At 69.5% G+C, this 17,246-nt stretch carries 12 protein-coding genes, 1 tRNA gene and 3 pseudogenes; 9 read left to right on the top strand and 7 right to left on the bottom strand.

The genetic code is table 11. The features are described from left to right. Nucleotides 1-5: 5 nt before the first annotated feature. Nucleotides 6-299 carry an antibiotic biosynthesis monooxygenase family protein gene (locus OG524_RS15465; RefSeq protein ID WP_405390243.1) on the bottom strand — a complete coding sequence of 98 codons (294 nt, stop codon included), beginning with the start codon at nt 297-299 and terminating at the stop codon, nt 6-8. Nucleotides 300-547: 248 nt separating this feature from the next. Between OG524_RS15465 and OG524_RS15460 the strand changes: the two genes are divergently transcribed. Continuing rightward, entirely contained in the window at nt 548-1,669 is a 1,122-nt protein-coding gene (locus OG524_RS15460) for an epoxide hydrolase family protein (RefSeq protein WP_405390244.1), read from the top strand. A gap of 272 nt (nt 1,670-1,941) precedes the next feature. Then, entirely contained in the window at nt 1,942-2,481 is a 540-nt protein-coding gene (locus OG524_RS15455) for a hypothetical protein (protein ID WP_405810684.1), read from the top strand. Nucleotides 2,482-2,790: 309 nt separating this feature from the next. Here OG524_RS15455 and OG524_RS15450 read toward each other — a convergent pair whose 3' ends face one another. From OG524_RS15450 to OG524_RS15440, 3 genes are all read right to left on the bottom strand, one after another. Continuing rightward, nucleotides 2,791-4,278 (bottom strand): alpha/beta fold hydrolase, encoded by a 1,488-nt coding sequence (locus OG524_RS15450; protein ID WP_405390246.1) that lies wholly within the window; start codon nt 4,276-4,278, stop codon nt 2,791-2,793. A 296-nt stretch (nt 4,279-4,574) separates the two neighbouring features. Beyond that, the gene (locus OG524_RS15445; protein ID WP_405390247.1) at nt 4,575-5,735 is read right to left on the bottom strand and encodes a winged helix DNA-binding domain-containing protein; all 1,161 of its coding nucleotides are present in this window, start codon (nt 5,733-5,735) and stop codon (nt 4,575-4,577) included. 214 nt (nt 5,736-5,949) lie between these two features. Beyond that, on the bottom strand, nt 5,950-6,969 hold the full coding sequence (locus tag OG524_RS15440; RefSeq protein WP_405390248.1) for a zinc-binding dehydrogenase: 1,020 nt from the start codon (nt 6,967-6,969) through the stop codon (nt 5,950-5,952). A gap of 350 nt (nt 6,970-7,319) precedes the next feature. Here OG524_RS15440 and OG524_RS15435 point away from each other — a divergent pair. Continuing rightward, nucleotides 7,320-8,514, top strand: a pseudogene (locus OG524_RS15435) (MFS transporter); the annotation flags it as partial. Nucleotides 8,515-8,707: 193 nt separating this feature from the next. Here OG524_RS15435 and OG524_RS15430 read toward each other — a convergent pair. Continuing rightward, entirely contained in the window at nt 8,708-9,316 is a 609-nt protein-coding gene (locus OG524_RS15430; protein WP_405810681.1) for a hypothetical protein, read from the bottom strand. A 466-nt stretch (nt 9,317-9,782) separates the two neighbouring features. On the opposite strand from OG524_RS15430, the gene OG524_RS15425 reads away from it, so the two are divergent. Further along, on the top strand, nt 9,783-10,697 hold the full coding sequence (locus OG524_RS15425) for a transposase family protein (RefSeq protein ID WP_405393186.1): 915 nt from the start codon (nt 9,783-9,785) through the stop codon (nt 10,695-10,697). 968 nt (nt 10,698-11,665) lie between these two features. Here OG524_RS15425 and OG524_RS15420 read toward each other — a convergent pair. Next, nucleotides 11,666-12,355 (bottom strand): group II intron maturase-specific domain-containing protein, encoded by a 690-nt coding sequence (locus tag OG524_RS15420; RefSeq protein ID WP_405812463.1) that lies wholly within the window; start codon nt 12,353-12,355, stop codon nt 11,666-11,668. 8 nt (nt 12,356-12,363) lie between these two features. Here OG524_RS15420 and OG524_RS15415 point away from each other — a divergent pair. The 3 genes and pseudogenes from OG524_RS15415 to OG524_RS15405 all read left to right on the top strand — a co-directional run bounded on the left by OG524_RS15415 (nt 12,364) and on the right by OG524_RS15405 (nt 15,137). Further along, a pseudogene (locus tag OG524_RS15415) lies at nt 12,364-13,618 on the top strand (DUF3631 domain-containing protein). A gap of 172 nt (nt 13,619-13,790) precedes the next feature. After that, on the top strand, nt 13,791-13,988 hold the full coding sequence (locus tag OG524_RS15410; protein ID WP_405390250.1) for a helix-turn-helix domain-containing protein: 198 nt from the start codon (nt 13,791-13,793) through the stop codon (nt 13,986-13,988). Continuing rightward, nucleotides 13,988-15,137 (top strand): annotated as a pseudogene (locus OG524_RS15405) (tyrosine-type recombinase/integrase). The gene OG524_RS15410 and the pseudogene OG524_RS15405 overlap by 1 nt, the downstream one beginning before the upstream one ends. Nucleotides 15,138-15,203: 66 nt before the next feature. Here the strand turns inward: OG524_RS15405 and OG524_RS15400 are convergent. Then, a tRNA-Arg gene (locus OG524_RS15400) sits at nt 15,204-15,279 on the bottom strand. A 162-nt stretch (nt 15,280-15,441) separates the two neighbouring features. On the opposite strand from OG524_RS15400, the gene OG524_RS15395 reads away from it, so the two are divergent. After that, nucleotides 15,442-16,068, top strand: coding sequence for an RNA polymerase sigma factor (locus OG524_RS15395; protein ID WP_405810679.1), 627 nt, complete (start codon nt 15,442-15,444; stop codon nt 16,066-16,068). Next, the gene (locus OG524_RS15390; protein ID WP_405390252.1) at nt 16,065-17,201 is read left to right on the top strand and encodes a CU044_5270 family protein; all 1,137 of its coding nucleotides are present in this window, start codon (nt 16,065-16,067) and stop codon (nt 17,199-17,201) included. Before OG524_RS15395 ends, OG524_RS15390 begins: the two co-directional genes overlap by 4 nt. Nucleotides 17,202-17,246 lie beyond the last annotated feature (45 nt).

The following is a 17,246-nucleotide window of genomic DNA, read 5'->3' as shown; positions in this document are numbered from 1 at the left end:
TGGGCTCAGTGCGCGACGCGTTCGAGCAGCGGCGTGTAGATGTTCGGCTCGCTGCTGCCGAGCTTCTGCAGGGCCGTGCGGTGGACGGCGAACTCCGGCCGGCCGAGCGCGCGGCGGAAGGACTCCTCGTCCGTCCAGTCGGCCACGTTCACATACCGGCCCGGTGCGTTCAGGTGCTTCAGCATGCGGTGCCCGACGAAGCCGGGCTGGGCGGCGAAGAACGCCGAGGTCTCCTCGAACGCGGCCTCGAACTCCTCGATCGGCCCGGTGACTTCGAATCGGTTGATGAACGTGATCACAGCGATTCCTTCCGAATGGCGGATATGCCGGGGTGAAGCCCGTGCACGGTCGCAGTCCGTACTGGAGTAACGGTCGAACAGCGCACCGCGCGGCGTCACCGGTCCGACCGGTTCCCGCCGCACCGTCCCGGCGACACCACAGGGCGAGAACCGGCCGGATTCCCGGAGCTGTCCGGCACTCGACCAGTTCTGTAGCGGCCGTCCCTAGCGTCGGAGCGAATGAAACGAGCCAGTAGGGAGGACACGGGGTGAGTTCAGTCATTGAGCCCTATCGGGCAGAAGTCGCGCAGGCGGATCTCGACGATCTACGCGCCCGGCTGCACAGCACACGCTGGCCGGACCGGGAGACCGTGGACGACTGGTCCCAGGGGTCGAGACTGGAGACCGTCCAGGACCTGTGCCGGTACTGGGCCGACGGATACGACTGGCGGTCGACCGAGGCCCGGCTGAACACCTTCCCGCAGTTCACCACCGAGATCGACGGGCTGCGGATCCACTTCGTGCACGTGCGCTCGCCCCACCCGGGCGCCGTACCGCTGCTGCTCACCCACGGCTGGCCCAGCTCGATCGTGGAGTACCTCGACCTGATCCAGCTGCTCACCGACCCGCCGGACCCGGCCGACGCCTTCCACGTCATCTGCCCGTCCCTGCCCGGCCACGGCTTCGGCGACCGGCCGACCGGAACCGGCTGGACCGTGCAGCGGACCGCCGAGGCCTGGGCCGCGCTCATGGCACGGCTCGGCTACGACCAGTACGTGGCCCACGGCGGCGACTGGGGTTCCTGGGTCTCCGCGGCGCTCGGCAGCACCGATGCCGCGCACCTGCGTGGCATCCACCTGACGATGCCGCTGGCCCGGCCGCCGGAGCACTCCGTCGAGCTGGACGAGCGGGACCGGGCCGCCATGGCGCGCATGCAGAGCTTCGGCAAGAACCGCTCGGGATACGCCGCCATCCAGTCCACCCGCCCACAGGCGCTCGGCTACGGGCTCGCCGACTCACCGGCCGGTCAGCTCGCCTGGATCCTCGACCGGTTCTGGGAGTGGGTCGACCACGAGGGTGACCTCGACAAGGCCATCGGCCGCGACCGGCTGCTGGACATCGTCTCCATGTACTGGTTCACCAACACCGGGGCCTCGTCGGGCCGACTGTTCTGGGAGAGCTTCACGGACGAGCCGATGCGGGCCACGGACGTACCGACCGGCTGCTCGGTCTTCCCCAAGGACGCCTGGATGCCGCGGGCCTGGGCCCGCGAACGCTTCACCGACCTGCGCTACTGGCAGGACCTTCCGGACGGCGGGCACTTCCCGGCGCTGGAGCGGCCCGAGGTGCTGGCCCGCGAACTCAGGCTGTTCAACCGCGCACTGGGCTGACCGGCACCGCGCACCGCAGGGATCGACACGTGCACCGCAGGGATCGACACACGCACCGCAGGGATCGATACACGTACCGGTCCCGGTCGATACGCGTACCGCGCCCGGTCGGTCCACGCACCCACCGCACCCACCGCGCCCATCAACCACCGCACTGCGCCCGGTCACCGCGCGCACTGCCTCGATTCAACCGCGCGCGGGACCGAAGCCGCGCACCGGACCGCACCGCACGCCGGTCCCCATGGCATCTACACCGATGAGAGGAACCTCCCATGATCACGCGAATAGACAGGCGAGCGGACAAGCGCATCACCCGCCGGGTGGGCCGTGTCTTCTGTGCCACCGCCCTGGCCGCGTCCGTAGCCCTGGCTGTTCCCGCCGTAGCCGGTGCCCGGCCCGCCGCCACCGCACCGGCCTCCGCCGCTTCCGCCACGTCGGCCTCCACGCCCGTCGGCCGGTGGCAGGGAACGGTGGAGCACGCCAACGGATCCGGCAACATCACCCTGTCCTTCCACACCAGCGGCATGGTCTGCCTGGGCTCGGGTGACGGCTCGACCGGCGGCGGCCAGGGCATGGGCGTGTGGTGGCCGACCGGCACCGACACCTTCTCCTACCGCGTGCTGGAGATCCTGCGCGAGGCGGAGGGTCCGGTGACCGGATTCGTCGACGTCAACCAGAAGGCCACGCAGAACGTCGCGACCGTCAGCAGCTCGGGCGTCTCCAAGATCTACGACGCGCAGGGCACCTACCTCCTGTCCGCCAACGCGACCGTCAACGTCAAGCGGGTCGACACCACCCCCGGATCCTGCTGACCCGATCCGTGACCGCCGTGCCTGAAGCGCGGCGCAGCCCCCGGACAGGCCCAGGATTCCGGCCCGTCCGGGGGCGCAATGCCGTGACCGGCAGGGCTCCAGGCCGATGCGCCGGGACCGGACCGACACCGCGGCGGCCGGCCCAGGCGCCCGTGGCCGACGGGGACGACAGTCCCGAACAGCCGGAACGCTCGCCTGAACGACGGGGCGCCCGGGACGACTTCCGTCCCGGGCGCCCCGTCGTTCAGGCCCTGCCCCGTACTCGTACGCACCCGCCGGTCAGGACTGTCAGGCATCCGGCCGTCCGGATCAGCCCGCGGGAACAGCCGGACGGGCCACGCCGGGCACCTGGGTCTCGGTGCCGGGCGGCAGGGTTCCGTCGAGCAGGTAGCGGTTGACGTGCTCGTCGACGGCGCTGTTGCCCCCCAGGGCGTACACCTCGTGGGAGCCCGAGTCGATCACCCGGATCAGGCGGTGGCCGAGGCGCTGCGCCATGACCCGGCCGCCCTCGTGGTGGTCCAGCGGGTCACCGTCCGCCTGCACGACGAGGCCGGTCGGATATCCGGTGTGCCGGATGCGGGTGGCGGGCTCCGGCGGCGTGAACGTACGGAAGGTCCCCACCCATGGCTGCGCCCGCATCACGCCGAGGCCGTACGGGCAGCGGTCCCGGAAGTCCCGCATTCCGGCGTGGTACTCCGCCGGGTCGGCCGGCCAGTCGGTCTCGCAGGTGACGGCCTCCAGCACCGCCTCGCGGCGCGTACCCGCGGGACGGCCCGGACGCCACACGGACTGCCCGGACAGCAGCTCGCCGGCCTTGGCCGCGTCGCCGGACCCGGCCGTGTCCGTCAGCTCCGCAACCAGGTGGCCGAGCCGGTCCCAGCGCGCACGGTCGGCGGCGAGCGTCCCCACCAGGGTGTCGAAGGAGGTTCGCAGCGTGATGCCCCCGGGCAGTGCGACCAGCGCGGCGGCGGCCCGCTCCACGGAGTCGATCACCGCGTCCGCACCGGTCCCCAGACCGAAGGCGGACGGCCGCTCACCGGCCCACCGGGCCCAGGCGTCCACGTTCTCGCGGCTCGCCTCCGCCTGGGACCTGAACTGGGCGCGCCAGTCCCAGTCGGGGTGCACCGAGGAGTCCAGGACACTGCGGTCCAGCCGGTCGCCGAACATCGTGCCGTACACGGCGCCCAGCAGGGTCCCGTACGCCCAGCCGACGAAGGTCAGCTTCTCCTCGCCGAGCACCGCGCGGATGAGGTCCATGTCGCGGGCGTTGTTCCGGGTGGACACATGTGGGCGGAGGTCGCCACCGGCCCGCAGGCAGCCCTGCTCACGCTCGCGCATGTCGTGTGCGAGCGCCTCGAAGACGGAGTCCGGCGGCCGGGAGTCGAAGGCCACCGTCATCGGGCTGTCCTCGCCCTCCAGCCGCGTGGACTCACCCGTGCCGCGCGGGTCGAAGCCGATCAGGTCGTACACCTCGCCCAGCGGGGTCGCCGCGGTCAGCCGGGCGGGGAGCCCGCGGCCGGTGCCGTTGTCGCCGCCGGGGCCGCCGTTCAGGGAGAGCAGAATGCCCCTGCGACGTGCGGGGTCGGTGGCCCGGATCCGGCTCAGGGCGAGCGTGATGCGCGGTCCGTCGGGGCGCGCGTAGTCGAGGGGGGCCTCGATGGTGGCGTGCTCCAGCCGTCCGCCGGGGACGTCGGCGCTCTCCACCGCGGTCCACGCGGGCCGCTGCGCCAGGAGGTCCGGTGCCGGAGGCAGCGGGGCGGCCACCGGGGAATCCACAATCTCTGTCTCACAGGTCATGGCCCCACGATGGTGGGGTGGCCAGGAGCGGAGGTGGAGCCCGGCCTGATTCCCGAGCGTCGCCGGAGCGGGCCGCGACCTGCCCCCGATCCGCCCTCGTCCCGCCCCCGACTCGCCTCCACCCTGCCCCGACCGGTTGCGGATCGCGTAACCGACCGGGCCTCGACCGGCCTTCCACGCGGTCCCGACCGGTTCTCGGCTCCGCCGCCACCCCGCCGGGACCGGCCTTCCACGCGGTCCTGACGGGTTCTCGGCTCCGCCGCCACCCCGCCGGGCCACCGTGACCGCAGGCCGCCTCAGAGGTGCTTGCCGGTGTCCACCGCCCCGAGCGTCAGCACCGGCTTCGCCTCCAGGATCTCGCCGATCCGCTCCACCTGGGCGTCCAGCTCGTCCAGCCGGCGCTTGGTCAGCTCGGTGAACGCCTCGACCCGCAGCTCGACCTTGCGCCCCGAACGCTTCTGATGCCACACCCCGGCCGCCGCACCGCCGATCGTCATCACCTGCACCGTCCCCGCCTGGCCGCTGGAGAGGGCCCGCTCCCCGGCCGGTCCGGGGAACACCTGTTCCCGGGGATGGCTGCCGACGACATAGGCGTCGAAGTACGGGAGCAGTCGCAACTCATGCTCCACGAAAGGCTGTTCCGTCCCTGCGTCGGCGGCGAGCTGCCAGGCCGGGCTGCCCTCGACATCGACCGGACGGAGCTCGTCCCCGAGCGATGTGAACAGCTCTGCCGCCCACCGGCGGGGTGCGTTCAGCCACTGCGCGAACTGCTGCGAGGTCGCGGGGCCGTACGTGTGCAGGTAGTGCCGTACGACCTCGGCGAGCGCCTCCTCGGCCGGTGCGGGCGCGAAGCCGGGGAGCCAGCGGTCGGGACTGGTGTACGTCACCTTCCGGCCCCGGTTCGGCCCGAAGCACATCGCCCCCCGGTGCCCGGCGGTGTGCAGCGCCTGTCGCCAGCGCGGCCACATCCCGGTGAAGCCGGGCACCACGAGATCGGCGGCCCAGTCACCGAGGCGCGCGATGACCGCCTCGCTCAACTCGTCGATGGTGGGCGGCTCCACGTCCCGTACCGCGTCGGCCACCGCGGCCACCACGGCCTCGGTCTGCGCCGCGTCCATCCGGGCGCGCTGGGGCATGCTCGACGAGGGAGTCGGTACGGCCGCCAGCGCCCCGGTCCACAAGGGCAGCTCGGCGGACGGCAGCAGATGGACCGTGCCGCGTGGACCGAACGCCTTGACCAGCGTGCGCTCCTCCCAGAGCGCGTCGCGCACATCCGTACGGGTCGTCCCCAGGGTCCGCAGCCCGACGGACAGTTCGGCCGCGGACATCACCTGCGCGTGCGCCCCGCACATGGCGCCCACCACACCGGGGAGCTCGCCGGGCGGTGCCGGCCGGTCCAGCCTGTGCCGGGCCAGCCGTCGGGCGGTCACGTCCTGCCGGGTGATGCTGTCGGTCATGGTCGGGCGTCCTCCTACGGACCAGGTTCTGCTGACGGTCCGGGCCGGCCGACCGGCCGTCCCGGACCCCGAAAAGGCGCGACGGCCGTCGTGCGGTGGACCCGCGCGGCGGCCGTCGGCCTGTTGCTCGTACGGCAGTTGGCAGTGTGGCAGAACGTCGGCACATCAAGGCCATGGAGCCTTCAGCACGTCGGAACACCGACACGTCCGAAGGTCAGACCTTCACGATGACGTTCCCGGTGAACTTCCCACCGAGCAGGTCGATGAGAGTCTGCGGAGCGGCGTCGTGACCACCCTCGACGACCGTCTGCGGGAGCACGAAGCGACCCTCGGCCGTCCACGCGGCGAACGCCGAGTTCCACGCCCAGATCTGCTCCGGCGTGTGGTAGGTCGAGAAGGGGCGGATCGAGATCTGCTTGACGATCGACGTCATCACGTCGAGCCGCGGGAACGCGCCGATCGACTCGCCCACCTGGCCGGCGAGCGCACCGCAGAGCGCGAAGCGGGCGTTCGACGCGGCAGCCTGGACGGCAGCCTCGAACTGCTCGCCGCCCACGGTGTCGAAGAAGACGTCGATCCCGTCCGGGGCCAGCTCGCGGAGCCGGTCCACGACCGGGCCGTCGTGATAGTCGAAGGCGGCGTCGTAGCCAAGGGTGTTGACGAGGTAGTCGACCTTCGCCTTGCTGCCCGCGGCACCGATGACGCGCTTGGCGCCCTGGAGCTTGGCGATCTGGCCGGCCAGCGAACCGACCCCGCCCGCAGCGCCGGAGACGAAGACGGTGTCGCCGTCCTTGACCTCGGCGATGTCCACGATGCCGTGGTAGGCGGTGACGCCCTGCGTCAGGTGGTGGAGCGGGCTCGGGAAAGCCTTGGGGTCGAGCTTCCAGTTCTCACCCGCCGGGCCGACGGAGTATGCGCGGAAGCCGCCCATGTTCTGGACGACGTCGCCGACCGCCAGGTCCGGGCTCTTGGAGGCGACCACGGTGCCGACCCCGCCGCCCCAGAGGGTCTCGCCGACCTGATAGCCGGGCATCGGCAGATTGGGCTCGGGCTTCATGAGGTCCTGCATCACTGCGGTGAGCTGGAGGTAGTCGGTACGTACGACGACCTCGCCGTCGGCGGGCTCGCGCACCTCCGCCTCGACGACCTCGAAGGCGGCGAGGGTGAGTGCACCGTCCGGACGGGCGGCCAGCCGTACTTCCTTGGCCTTCGCGGGAATCTCTGCGGTGGTCATGGGACCTCCTGGTCGAAAGTAGCTACCGGGCGAGCATCCCTCGCCGCCCTCGAATCTCACTTGATCGCTTGTCGGACCCAGCACAACAGGCTGCGACGTGTGTTCTCAAGCGACGCTCCGGCGGTTTCCGGACCGTCCGGATCCGTTCGACGTAATTCCTCCGCGGACGTGGATCCTCGGGGCTTGCGGATACGGCGTGAGGCGTGCCGTGATCCGACCGTGCCCAGCCGGCGCCTTTCTCTGTCACGACGCCCGGCGCCTTTCTCTGTGACGACGCCCGGCGCCTTTCTCTGTGACGACGCCCGGCGCCTTTCTCTGTGACGACGCCCGGGGCCGTTCCCCGTCACGACGTCGTCGCGGTGTTCCCGATCGAGCGGCGGGACGCGCCCTCGCCCTGTTCTTCGGCCACACCGGCGCACTCACCGCCTGGACCCGCTGCTCGGCGGCTGGCTGACGGCGTGGACCTGGCGCTCGATCTTCCGGATCAACGTCCCGGTGGCGATCGTGGCACTGATCCTCACCGCGCTCGCCCGTATCTCCGACCGCCGGAAGGACGAGTCGCTGGACGTCACGGGAGCGCTTCTGATCACCGCCGGCATGGGCCTGAGCGTGCTCGGCTTCCAGCAGGCGTCGGCCTGGGGCTGGAGCAGCGCGGCGACCTGGGCCTGCATCGTCGGCGGCCTCGCGATCCTGCATGTCTTCTGCCGCTACGAACTGCGCACCCGTCACCCGCTGGTCAACCTCGCGGTCTTCCGCGAACGCGCCTTCACCGTGGACGCGCTGGTGCTCTTCTTCGCCATGCCGGCGTTCGTCCCGCTGTTCTTCTTCGCCTCCGTCTACGCCCAGGTCTCCCTCAGCGCCTCGCCCAACCAGTCCGCCCCGTACCTCCTGTACTTCTTCGTGGGGTTCGCGATCGTCTCCCAGTGGGGCGGCCGCATCCTCGACAAGCGGGGTGCCCGCCCGGTGATGAGGATCGGCTGTGTCGTCGGAGCCGTCGGCTTCGCGCTGTGGGCCGGCAAGCTGACCGACCTGTCCATGCACGACCAGTGGTTCTGCGCCGCCCTCGCCGGCGCGGGCATCGGCTTCATCCTCGCCCCGGCCTCGACGACGCCGTCAACCGCGCGATCGACGCCTCCTACGGCGAGGTCACCTGCATCACCCAGACCGTCCGCAACTACGCGGCGAGTGCCGGCCTGGCCGTCTTCGGCACCCTGCTGACGCACACCATGACCGACAAGGTCGTGGACACGCTCCAGGCACGCCAGTTGTCGTCCGACGTGGAGCACTCCGTGGCCCGGGAGGTGACGGAGGCGATCACGGGCAACGCGGACGCCCGCACCCCCACCGGCGACGCCCCGCCGCGACGGCCATGCCGGACGCGATGTCCGCGATCCGCATGGATTTCGCCGAGGCAGACCAGTGGGTGTTCTACGGCATGGCCGTCGCACTCGCCTCGGCTGCCTCTGCGCCCTGCGCCACCCCGTCGGCCGCGGCCCGTCCGCGACCGACGGGACACCCCTGACGGAGCCCTCCCGGGACCGGTGAACGGGCCCGTCCACGCCCCGGCGCACGGGGTACGGGGTTACGTGGACGGGCCGGTTCGAGCCGGGCGGCGCAGCGCCGAGCCTGCACGCCGTGTTGTCCTGCCCGGGCGGTTGCACGCGGCTTCGTACTCGATCCCGCTACGCTCGTGGACAGAGCTGTGGCCGCGCACGCGTCGAGCGTGGGTGGGACCGAATCACGCCGCCTGGAGCACATCGCAGGAGCAGTGGCGGAATTCCAGACCGAGTTCGTGATCCACGGCCGCGCTCGAACGCGTGGCGGCTTCGGCGACCTTCTCCCAGGAGCCGTACTTCATGTAGAGCTGGTCCGCTGTCGGGCCGAGCGGGTTGCCGTACTTCTTCTGGTTGCGTGCCTCCAGTTCCGCAACCTGTTCTCGGGTCATGCCGGCGCGGACGACGTCCTTGGCGTCGTTGCGCATCTGGACCAGAGTGCGGGCGATGTCCTCCTCCGAGCGCCCTTCGGCGCGCATGGCGCACTCCTTGCGCTCCATGTCCTCAAGGAGGTCGTGATAGCGCAACCGCTGATCGCGGGCGACCTCGCGCTCCTCCGGGGTCTCGCTCCGGATCAGGCACACGACCGGTTCCGGGCTGGTGCAGTCACCGTGGTCCGGGGCTGCCTGGGAGACAGGGGCGACGACGACCGAGCCGCAACCGGCGAACGACCGACACGGGTGTGCCATGTGCTCGGCAGCAGAGGCAGGCTGAAGGGGGAGGAAGGCAGCTTGGGCGACCAGCAACGTGGGAACCACGCGGCGGGCCAGCGAACGCAGACTGTTCAGTGACATGTGCTCATCGTTTGGCACGCCACAACGAGACCGGGGCATGGCGAGGCCGAAGTCCCCCCGAGGGCGTCCGACTCCACTCCGCCGAGTGAAGCGAGGACTCCGGTTCGGTTGTTCGCACGTCCACCGAGGTGCCCGGGAGCGCCAGGACCTCGCTCGTGCCGCGAGCCGCCCGGCTCTCAGACGATCGACCGCCTTCTGGTACGGGCGCCGGGCCGACTGGCCATCGCAGGCACCTTGCGGCAGCGCACTTTGCGGCAGCTCCCTGCCCTTTGCGCGGTGCCCATGTCTGCCCTATGTGTGCGGAGTACGAAGGCCCTGCCGTCCGCTAGGACGGCAGGGCCTCCGGCCTGCTGCTCTGCTGTGCCCCCGGCAGGATTCGAACCTGCGACACCCGCTTTACGAGTTGGTGCGTGATAGCGGGTGAGGCGTCGCGCCAGGCAGGTGGCATGATCCGGGTGTGGTGATCATGGTCAATCGGACAGTGCTGGCGCATCAGCTGTTCACTGGGATCTCTCGCGAGCATCTCGCGTGTCTTGTCGAGGAGTTGGCTGCTCCGTGGGGGGCCGAACTCGAGAGTCGACGCCATGCTGCACGAGGAGGAGTCCGGAAGCGGGCCGCAGGTGCCGGCGCCCGCCATAAGCTGGTGTTCATCGACCGGCTGGTGGCTACGCTGATCCATCTGCGGCACGACCTGCCGCATTCGGTGCTGGGCCTGCTGTTCGGCGTCGACCGCTCCACCATCACCCGCGCGATCGCAGAGATACGCACACTCCTGGCCGAGCGGGGGTGCGCGGTCCCCGACCGTCCCGGTCTGCGTCTTCGGACGCTGACGGATGTGTTCGCCTATGCCCAGGCCGAAGGCGTCGAGCTGCGACTGGACGCCACCGAGATCCAGGTCCGCAGGCCGCCGGCCAACCGCGGCGGACGCCGTGCGTTCGTCTCGGGCAAGAAGAAGCAGAACACGATGAAAGCCACCGTGATAGCCGACTGGCAGGGCCGCACGCTATGGACCGACGCCCTGCGTCCCGGACGTATGCACGACGCCACAGCCGCCCGCAACGAGGGCATCGCCGCCTGTTTCCAGCACTTCCCCGACGTCGAGGTCCTCTTGGACGACGGCTACCTCGGCCTGAGCCGTGACCACCGCGGGCAAGCGATCACACCGCCCAGAAAACCCCGCCCTGGAGCATTGCCCGGCAGAGTCGAACAGTGGGAACGCGACCGCCACGGGCACTCCTCCGACCGCATCACCGTCGAACACGCCCTCGCCGATCACAAACGCTGGAAGCAACTGACGCGCTGGACCCATCGCCGCGACCGCCTGCCCGACACCTACCGCGCCATCGCCGGCCTCGTCTCCGACCGAACCGCTCAAACCTGAACAGCGGTCCTCCAACGGACCAGCACGCCTCACCCGCTATCACGCACCAACTCGTAAGATCCTCTAGACATCTAGGCCGTTTCTTTCGGATCGGCAGTCGCGGGGCAGACCCGGCAGCCATCGACCTGCTGTTGACCCTGCTGGACGGTTCCTCCCTGCAGGTGCGACTCTCCGCCCTTCCCGCCCCGGAGCCCGAAGACCTTGCGACCGCGGCTGTGCTCGACCGGCTGGCGGGGGACGTCGACCCCTACGTTCGTGAACAGGCAGCCGAGGCCCGTCACCTCAAATCCCTCCGAGACTGACGAAGACACGGCCGTGCACCCCCGGCCTACCGCGGCTGTGGATCGGCCTCCGGCCTGATGGACGGTGGGGTCACTGCCCTGGTCGGCCGCTGCGCAGCCCACATCATTGCCAGGCTGATCAGCGAGCCTGCTGACGCAGGGTTGCCGAACGGAATGTGCATCATCCTCGGACCGTCAAACAGCGCGTACGCACAGCACGCAGCCAGCAGCAACGACCCGCACCCCCACAGGCGGCGACGGAACACCTTCTTGCGTAGCCACGGCAACACCCACCCGGTTCCGACCGCAGCCATTCCCGCGACCGCCACGAGTACCGACATCACCGCAAGCAGCCCATCAATCCAGAGCATCTGCCCACCCCTGAGTGCGTGACCCCCAGGGGGCCGAAGTTCGCCGATCATGACACGGCGAAAATCCAAGCGCTCAGCGGCGGTAGGCACCTCAACGGTGACGTCACAATCCGCCGCACACCCTCCACCCCGGCCCCGGTCGGCGAGCCGGCCGACCATGCCCTCGGACGCTCCCGCGGCGGTCTGAGTGAGGTCGACTCGGGGCGCCCTGCTGGTGTTTCCACCAGTGGGTTTCCCCGAGCCGCCTCCCGAACCCGGCGTGTCCGTCTCCAGGCACCGGGCTCTCCACAAATCCCGTTCCGGGGTGTTCAGTTCCTCATGCCGTAGTGGGCCACGGAGCCGGAATGAGTTTTCCCCGGTATCGGTATCTGGTCGTGCTTACCTTGGCCGGGTTGAACAGTTCCGCTTCCTCTGTGACGGGCCACCAGCCGCCGCCGTAATAGCGTCGGCGGAGCTGTTTCCAAGTGATCCCGGGGTGCTTGCGTCGGATCCATCGTGTCACCCTCATCCACGCGTAGTGGCTGAGGTAACAGAAAGCGACGTTCGACACTCCGGGACGGAAATACGCGCACCATCCCCGCAGCACCGAGTTCAGTCGGTGGAGCAAGGACTCCAGCGACAAGCCGACGTTCTGTCGTCCGGTCAGTTCCTTCACCTTGCCCGTTACGGAACGCACTGATTTCCGCGCCGGATAGGTGTAGATGTACTGCCGATCAGTGCCAACTTTCCGGTGACGCTGGATGCGCCATCCGAGAAAATCAAGGCCCTCGTCAATGTGCGTGATACTTGTCTTCTCCACCGACAGGCGAAGGCCCATTGGCTTCAATGCCTCTGCGGCCTCGTCGCGTAGTTCCTCGGCATGTTCCCGGCGCCCGAAGACGAGTACGAGGAAGTCGTCCGCATACCGGACCAGCCGGTAGTTGGGCAATCCTCGGCGCCGTCTCCTGCGCCGATCCTCGGAGGTGCCATCTGGTCCTCCGGGGCCCTGGGCGATGTGCTCGTCCAGGACCGAGAGTGCGATGTTGGCCAGCAGCGGCGACAGGATCCCGCCCTGCGGGGTCCCGGTGCCTCGACGAGGTGGAAGCCTTCCACCGCCGGTTCAACGTTCCCACCGAACACGCTTATGTCGCCGTAGCCCTGTGGGACGCACACGCCCACCTGATGGACGCTCTCGACGGCACCGCCCGCATCGCCTTTCTCAGCCCTGAACCCGGCTCCGGGAAGTCACGAGCCCTGGAGATCATCGAAACCCTCACCCCCCGCGCGGCGACTACCGTCAATGCCTCCGCGAACGCTCTGTTCCGGCTCGTCTCCGCAGACGAGGGAACACCCACCCTTCTCTTCGACGAGATCGACACCGTTTTCGGCCCCAAGGCGGGCGGGAACGAGGAAGTCCGCGGCTTCCTCAACTCCGGCTATCGGCGGGGCGCCAAGTCCCTGCGCTGCGTCGGAGACGGATCCGAACAGAAAGCAGCCTTCTTCCCCTCGTTCTGCGCGGTCGCCATGGCCGGACTCGGCTCCCTGCCCGACACGATCCTGACCAGGTCGGTCATCATCCGCATGCGCAAGAAGGCCCCCAACGAGAAGTGCGAGCCCTACCGGCGCCGCGTCCACGAGAAGCAAGGCCACCTCCTCCGGGACCGGCTCGCAGACTGGACTGCCACGCTGCACGACCAGGTTTCCGACGCGTGGCCCGAGATGCCTGAGGGCGTCACGGACCGGCCGGCGGACGTGTGGGAACCGTTGCTCGCGGTCGCGGACGCGGCTGGCGGGCACTGGCCGGGCCCGAGTGGCGTGCATTGAGCTCATCAAGTCTGCGGCCAGCAACGACGAAGCTTCCCTCGGTGTGCGGCTGTTGACCGACTTGCGCGACAAGGTGTTCTGCGGCGTCGACAAGATGCCCACCGCGGCCATCCTCGAAGTCCTTCTCTCCATCGACGACGCTCCCTGGGATGACCTGAGTGAGGACGGGCAGGCCATCAAGCCGCTCACCGCCCGACGGCTGTCCAAGCTCCTGAGCCAGTACGTGCGGCCCGACAACACCCCGATCAAGCCCAAGGGCATCCGGGTAGGCAGCACCACCCCCAAGGGCTACTACGCCGAAGACCTCACCGACGCGTGGAACCGCTACTGCCGCCCCAACCCCCAGGCATCCGCAACATCCGCAACACCGCAGGTCAACGGGGGTGAATCTGTGGCGGAAGGCTCTTCCGGGACCCGCCACATGTTTGCGGAATCCGCCACACCCACCCTCCGCAGCGTGGTCTGACGCCACCCGCCATAGGTGCCGCCGCGCCCGCGTGCGGCGGCACCTATCCGCAACAGAAACAGCATCCGCCACAGATTCAGGCCGCTGACCTGCAATGTTGCGGCGTGGCGGATGTTGCGGATTCCCCAGAGCGAAGAAGGCCCCGGCATTCGCCGTCCTCTTGGAGGCCGTAGTGAGTTCAGTGCTGCCCACCACCCACAGAGCACTCACCGTTCCCGAAGTCATGGAGGCCCTGCGTCTCAGTCGCTTCAAGGTCTACGACCTCATCCGCTCGCGGGAGCTGGCGAGCATCACCATCGGACGGTCCCGCCGCATCCCCGCCGAATCTCTCCGCACCTTCATGGAAGCCAAGCTGGAGGAAGCCGCCTGATGGCCCCGAAGAAGAGGAACCCCAACGGCGCTGGCAGCATCTGGCAGCGCAAGGACGGGCGGTACGAAGCGCGCGTCTACGTCCCCCAGCCCGACGGCACGCGCAAGCGCAAGACCGTCTACGGGGCCACCTGGGAGGAATGCGACACCAAGCGGCAGGAGTTGGTCCTGCGCGACCGGCAGGGCATCCCGACGCCCACCAGGTCGGCCAAGCTCTCCGAGTGGCTGCCCTACTGGCTGGAGCACTACGTCCAGTCGCGTCGCAAGCTCAGCACTCTGGACAAGTACGAGGCCCACGTTTGCCTCTACCTGATTCCCATGCTCGGCACCAAGCGGCTGGAGACGCTGAGCGTCGCCGACGTGCGCCGGTTCATCGCCCGGGTGCAGGCCGCCCAGACAGCGGCCACGGCGAAGGAAGCCCATCGGGTGCTGCGTACGGCGCTCACCGCGGCGGTCCGAGAGGAACTGATCACGCGCAACGTCGCCTCCCTGGTGGAGCCGCCCCGCGTGAAGCAGCGGGAGATCAGCCCGTGGTCACTGAAAGAGACCCTGTCCTTCCTGGAGGCCGCGCGCCGCGACCCGCTGTATGCCGCGTTCATGCTGGCCATCTGCATGGGACTGCGGCGCGGTGAACTGGTGGGCCTGCGCTGGACGGACGTGGAACCTGGACAACCGGGTGCTGCACGTCCGGCACCAGACCCAGCGCCGCAGGGGCACGCTGTACGACGACGACCCCAAGAGCAGGCGCCGCAGGGTCGTGCCGATGCCAGCCCTGTGCGTCGCGCCGCTGCGCTGGCACCGGCTGAAGCAGCGGGAGACGTTCGCCGATACGGGCGTCGCATGGTCCGAGGGCGGCTACATCTTCGCCACGAGGAACGGCCGGCCGGTGGAGCCCCGGAACGTCTACCGCTCGTTCACGCGGGTCGCTGCAGGTGCCGGTCTGCGGGTGGTCCGGCTGCACGATGCCCGGCACGGCTGCGCCACGCTGCTGACGGCGGCCGACGTCGCGCCGAGGGTCATCATGGAGATCCTCGGCCACAGTCAGATCAGCATCACGATGGACGTTTACACCCACGTCGTCCACGACACCCAGCGTGAGGCGATCATCCACATGGACCGCCTGCTCAAGCGCCGTCTGCCGGGCGCCTGAGGCGCGACTGCCGTCAAATGGTGCCGTCAAAAAGGCCCGGACCATGATCGGTCCGGGCCTTTTCCCTGGTGCCCCCGGCAGGATTCGAACCTGCGACACCCGCTTTAGGAGAGCGGTGCTCTATCCCCTGAGCTACGAAGGCCAGTGCACACGACAGGGTACCGGATCGGTGTGGCCGAGGGCCTGGGAGATTAGGGTGCGGCTCGGGGTGGATCGTGGGCGGGCGCACGGGGCCGCTTGAATTGTGATGCGGATCACAGGAACTGTTCGGCGTGGGCGGACAAGTCAGGAAGTGAACTACTCGATGCATGCCCGCATCCGCGCAGGGGACCCGGAGGCCTTCCGGGAGTTGTTCCGCGACCACGCCCAGCTCGTCTTCCGGCACGCGGTGCGGACGACGGGGGACTGGGCCGCGGCGGAAGACATCGTGTCGCTGACCTTCCTGGAGGCCTGGCGGCTGCGCGAAAAGCTGCGGGACGAAGGGGACAGCCCACGGCCGTGGCTGATGGGGATCGCGGTCAACGTACTGCGCAACACCGGTCGGGCGGTCCGGCGGCATGAGCGGGCATTGGCCAGGCTGCCGTTAAGGGACGTGCTGCCCGACTTCGCGGACGAGCTGGTCGGCCGGATCACCGACTCCGAGGAACTGGCTGCGGCGAAGACCGCGTTGGCGCAGTTGCGCAAGGGCGAGCGAGAGGTGTTCGCGCTGTGCGTGTGGTCCGGTCTCGGCTATGCGGAGGCGGCCGAGGCGCTCGGGGTTCCGGTCGGCACCGTGCGGTCCAGGCTCTCGCGGGCCAGGGTACGGCTGCGCAAGCTGACGGACGGGGAGTTGCGGCGCCGACGGGAAAAGACGGAACCGGTCAGGACGGGCGGACAAGTACAGGGTGGCCGCATCGATGCGGTCCGGTCGAACGAGGAGAGAAGCCGATGAATCGCACCCCTTGGCGGCGGCGCCGAGAGCCGCTCGACCATGCGGAGCTGGCGGGGCTGCTGCCTCCGCCGGGCGATCCGGTGCTGCCCCACGACCGCCTGACCACGCTCGAGGAGCACCTGATGAACGAGATCCAGCAGACACGGTCCCAGAAGGCGGCGGAAGCGCAGCCGCAGCCCGTGATCATGTTCCCGGCCCCGCCTCCCGAGAGGCCGCGCCGTGGCGGACGTCGGCTCGCGCTGGTCGGTGCGGCCGTCGCCGTCGCCGTGCTGGCCGGAGTGGCCGGGGCCGTGCAGTTCACGGGGCGGGGGGCCGGTGAAGCCGCCGGCCCACCGGAAGGAGCCGTTCCCGCGTCGATCGTGCAGGTGGCCCAGGGGACGACGGACGGGCTGAGCAGCACGGTCGACCGGATCTCCGGAGCGGCGGAGCGGGAGAAGCTGCCCGAGCCGCGGCCGGGCCAGTTCCTCTACATCAAGAGCCAGGTCTCCTGGCTGGAGATGTCGCAGAACGTCGACACGGGGGAGAGCAGGACCTATGTGCAGAAGCTGCACCCCCGCCAGGTGTGGATGTCGCCGGACGGCCGCAAGGGCTGGCTGATCGAGCCGGGCAACGACAACACGTCCGAGGACGGACTGACTCTCGACGACGACCGCGATGATCCGGCGAGGCCGAGCATAGGCGCGCCCACTTACGACTACCTCAAGACGATGACCACCGATCCGGACGAGCTGTTGAAGAAGATCTACAAGGAGACGGAGGGGCAGGGCAACGGCCCCGACCAGCAGGCCTTCACCACGATCGGCGACCTGGTGATGGAGCAGGTGATGCCGGCGGAGCTGGCTTCGGCGCTGTATCGGGCCGCTGCGAAGATTCCGGGCGTCGTGGTCGTGGACGACACGACCGACGCGGTGGGCCGGCACGGCATCGCCATCGCCCGGACCGACGAGACCTCCGGCGACCGCACCGAGTGGATCTTCGACGCGGAGACCTTCAGTTATCTGGGCGAGCGCACGGTACAGATGCGTGACGCGGAGGGGATCAAGGCCGGCACGGTGATCGGGCACACGGCCATCACGGAGCGAGCGATAGTCGACGCGATGAAGGAGGTTCCGGGGGCCAGGAGCAAGGCCTGATCGGGCCGGGCTGAGGATTCTTGACGGAGTCGGGGTGCGGGCATA

It is taken from the genome of Streptomyces sp. NBC_01520, assembly GCF_045040375.1.
GTDB lineage: Bacteria > Actinomycetota > Actinomycetes > Streptomycetales > Streptomycetaceae > Streptomyces.
This window is presented reverse-complemented; position numbering and strand designations above follow the sequence as displayed.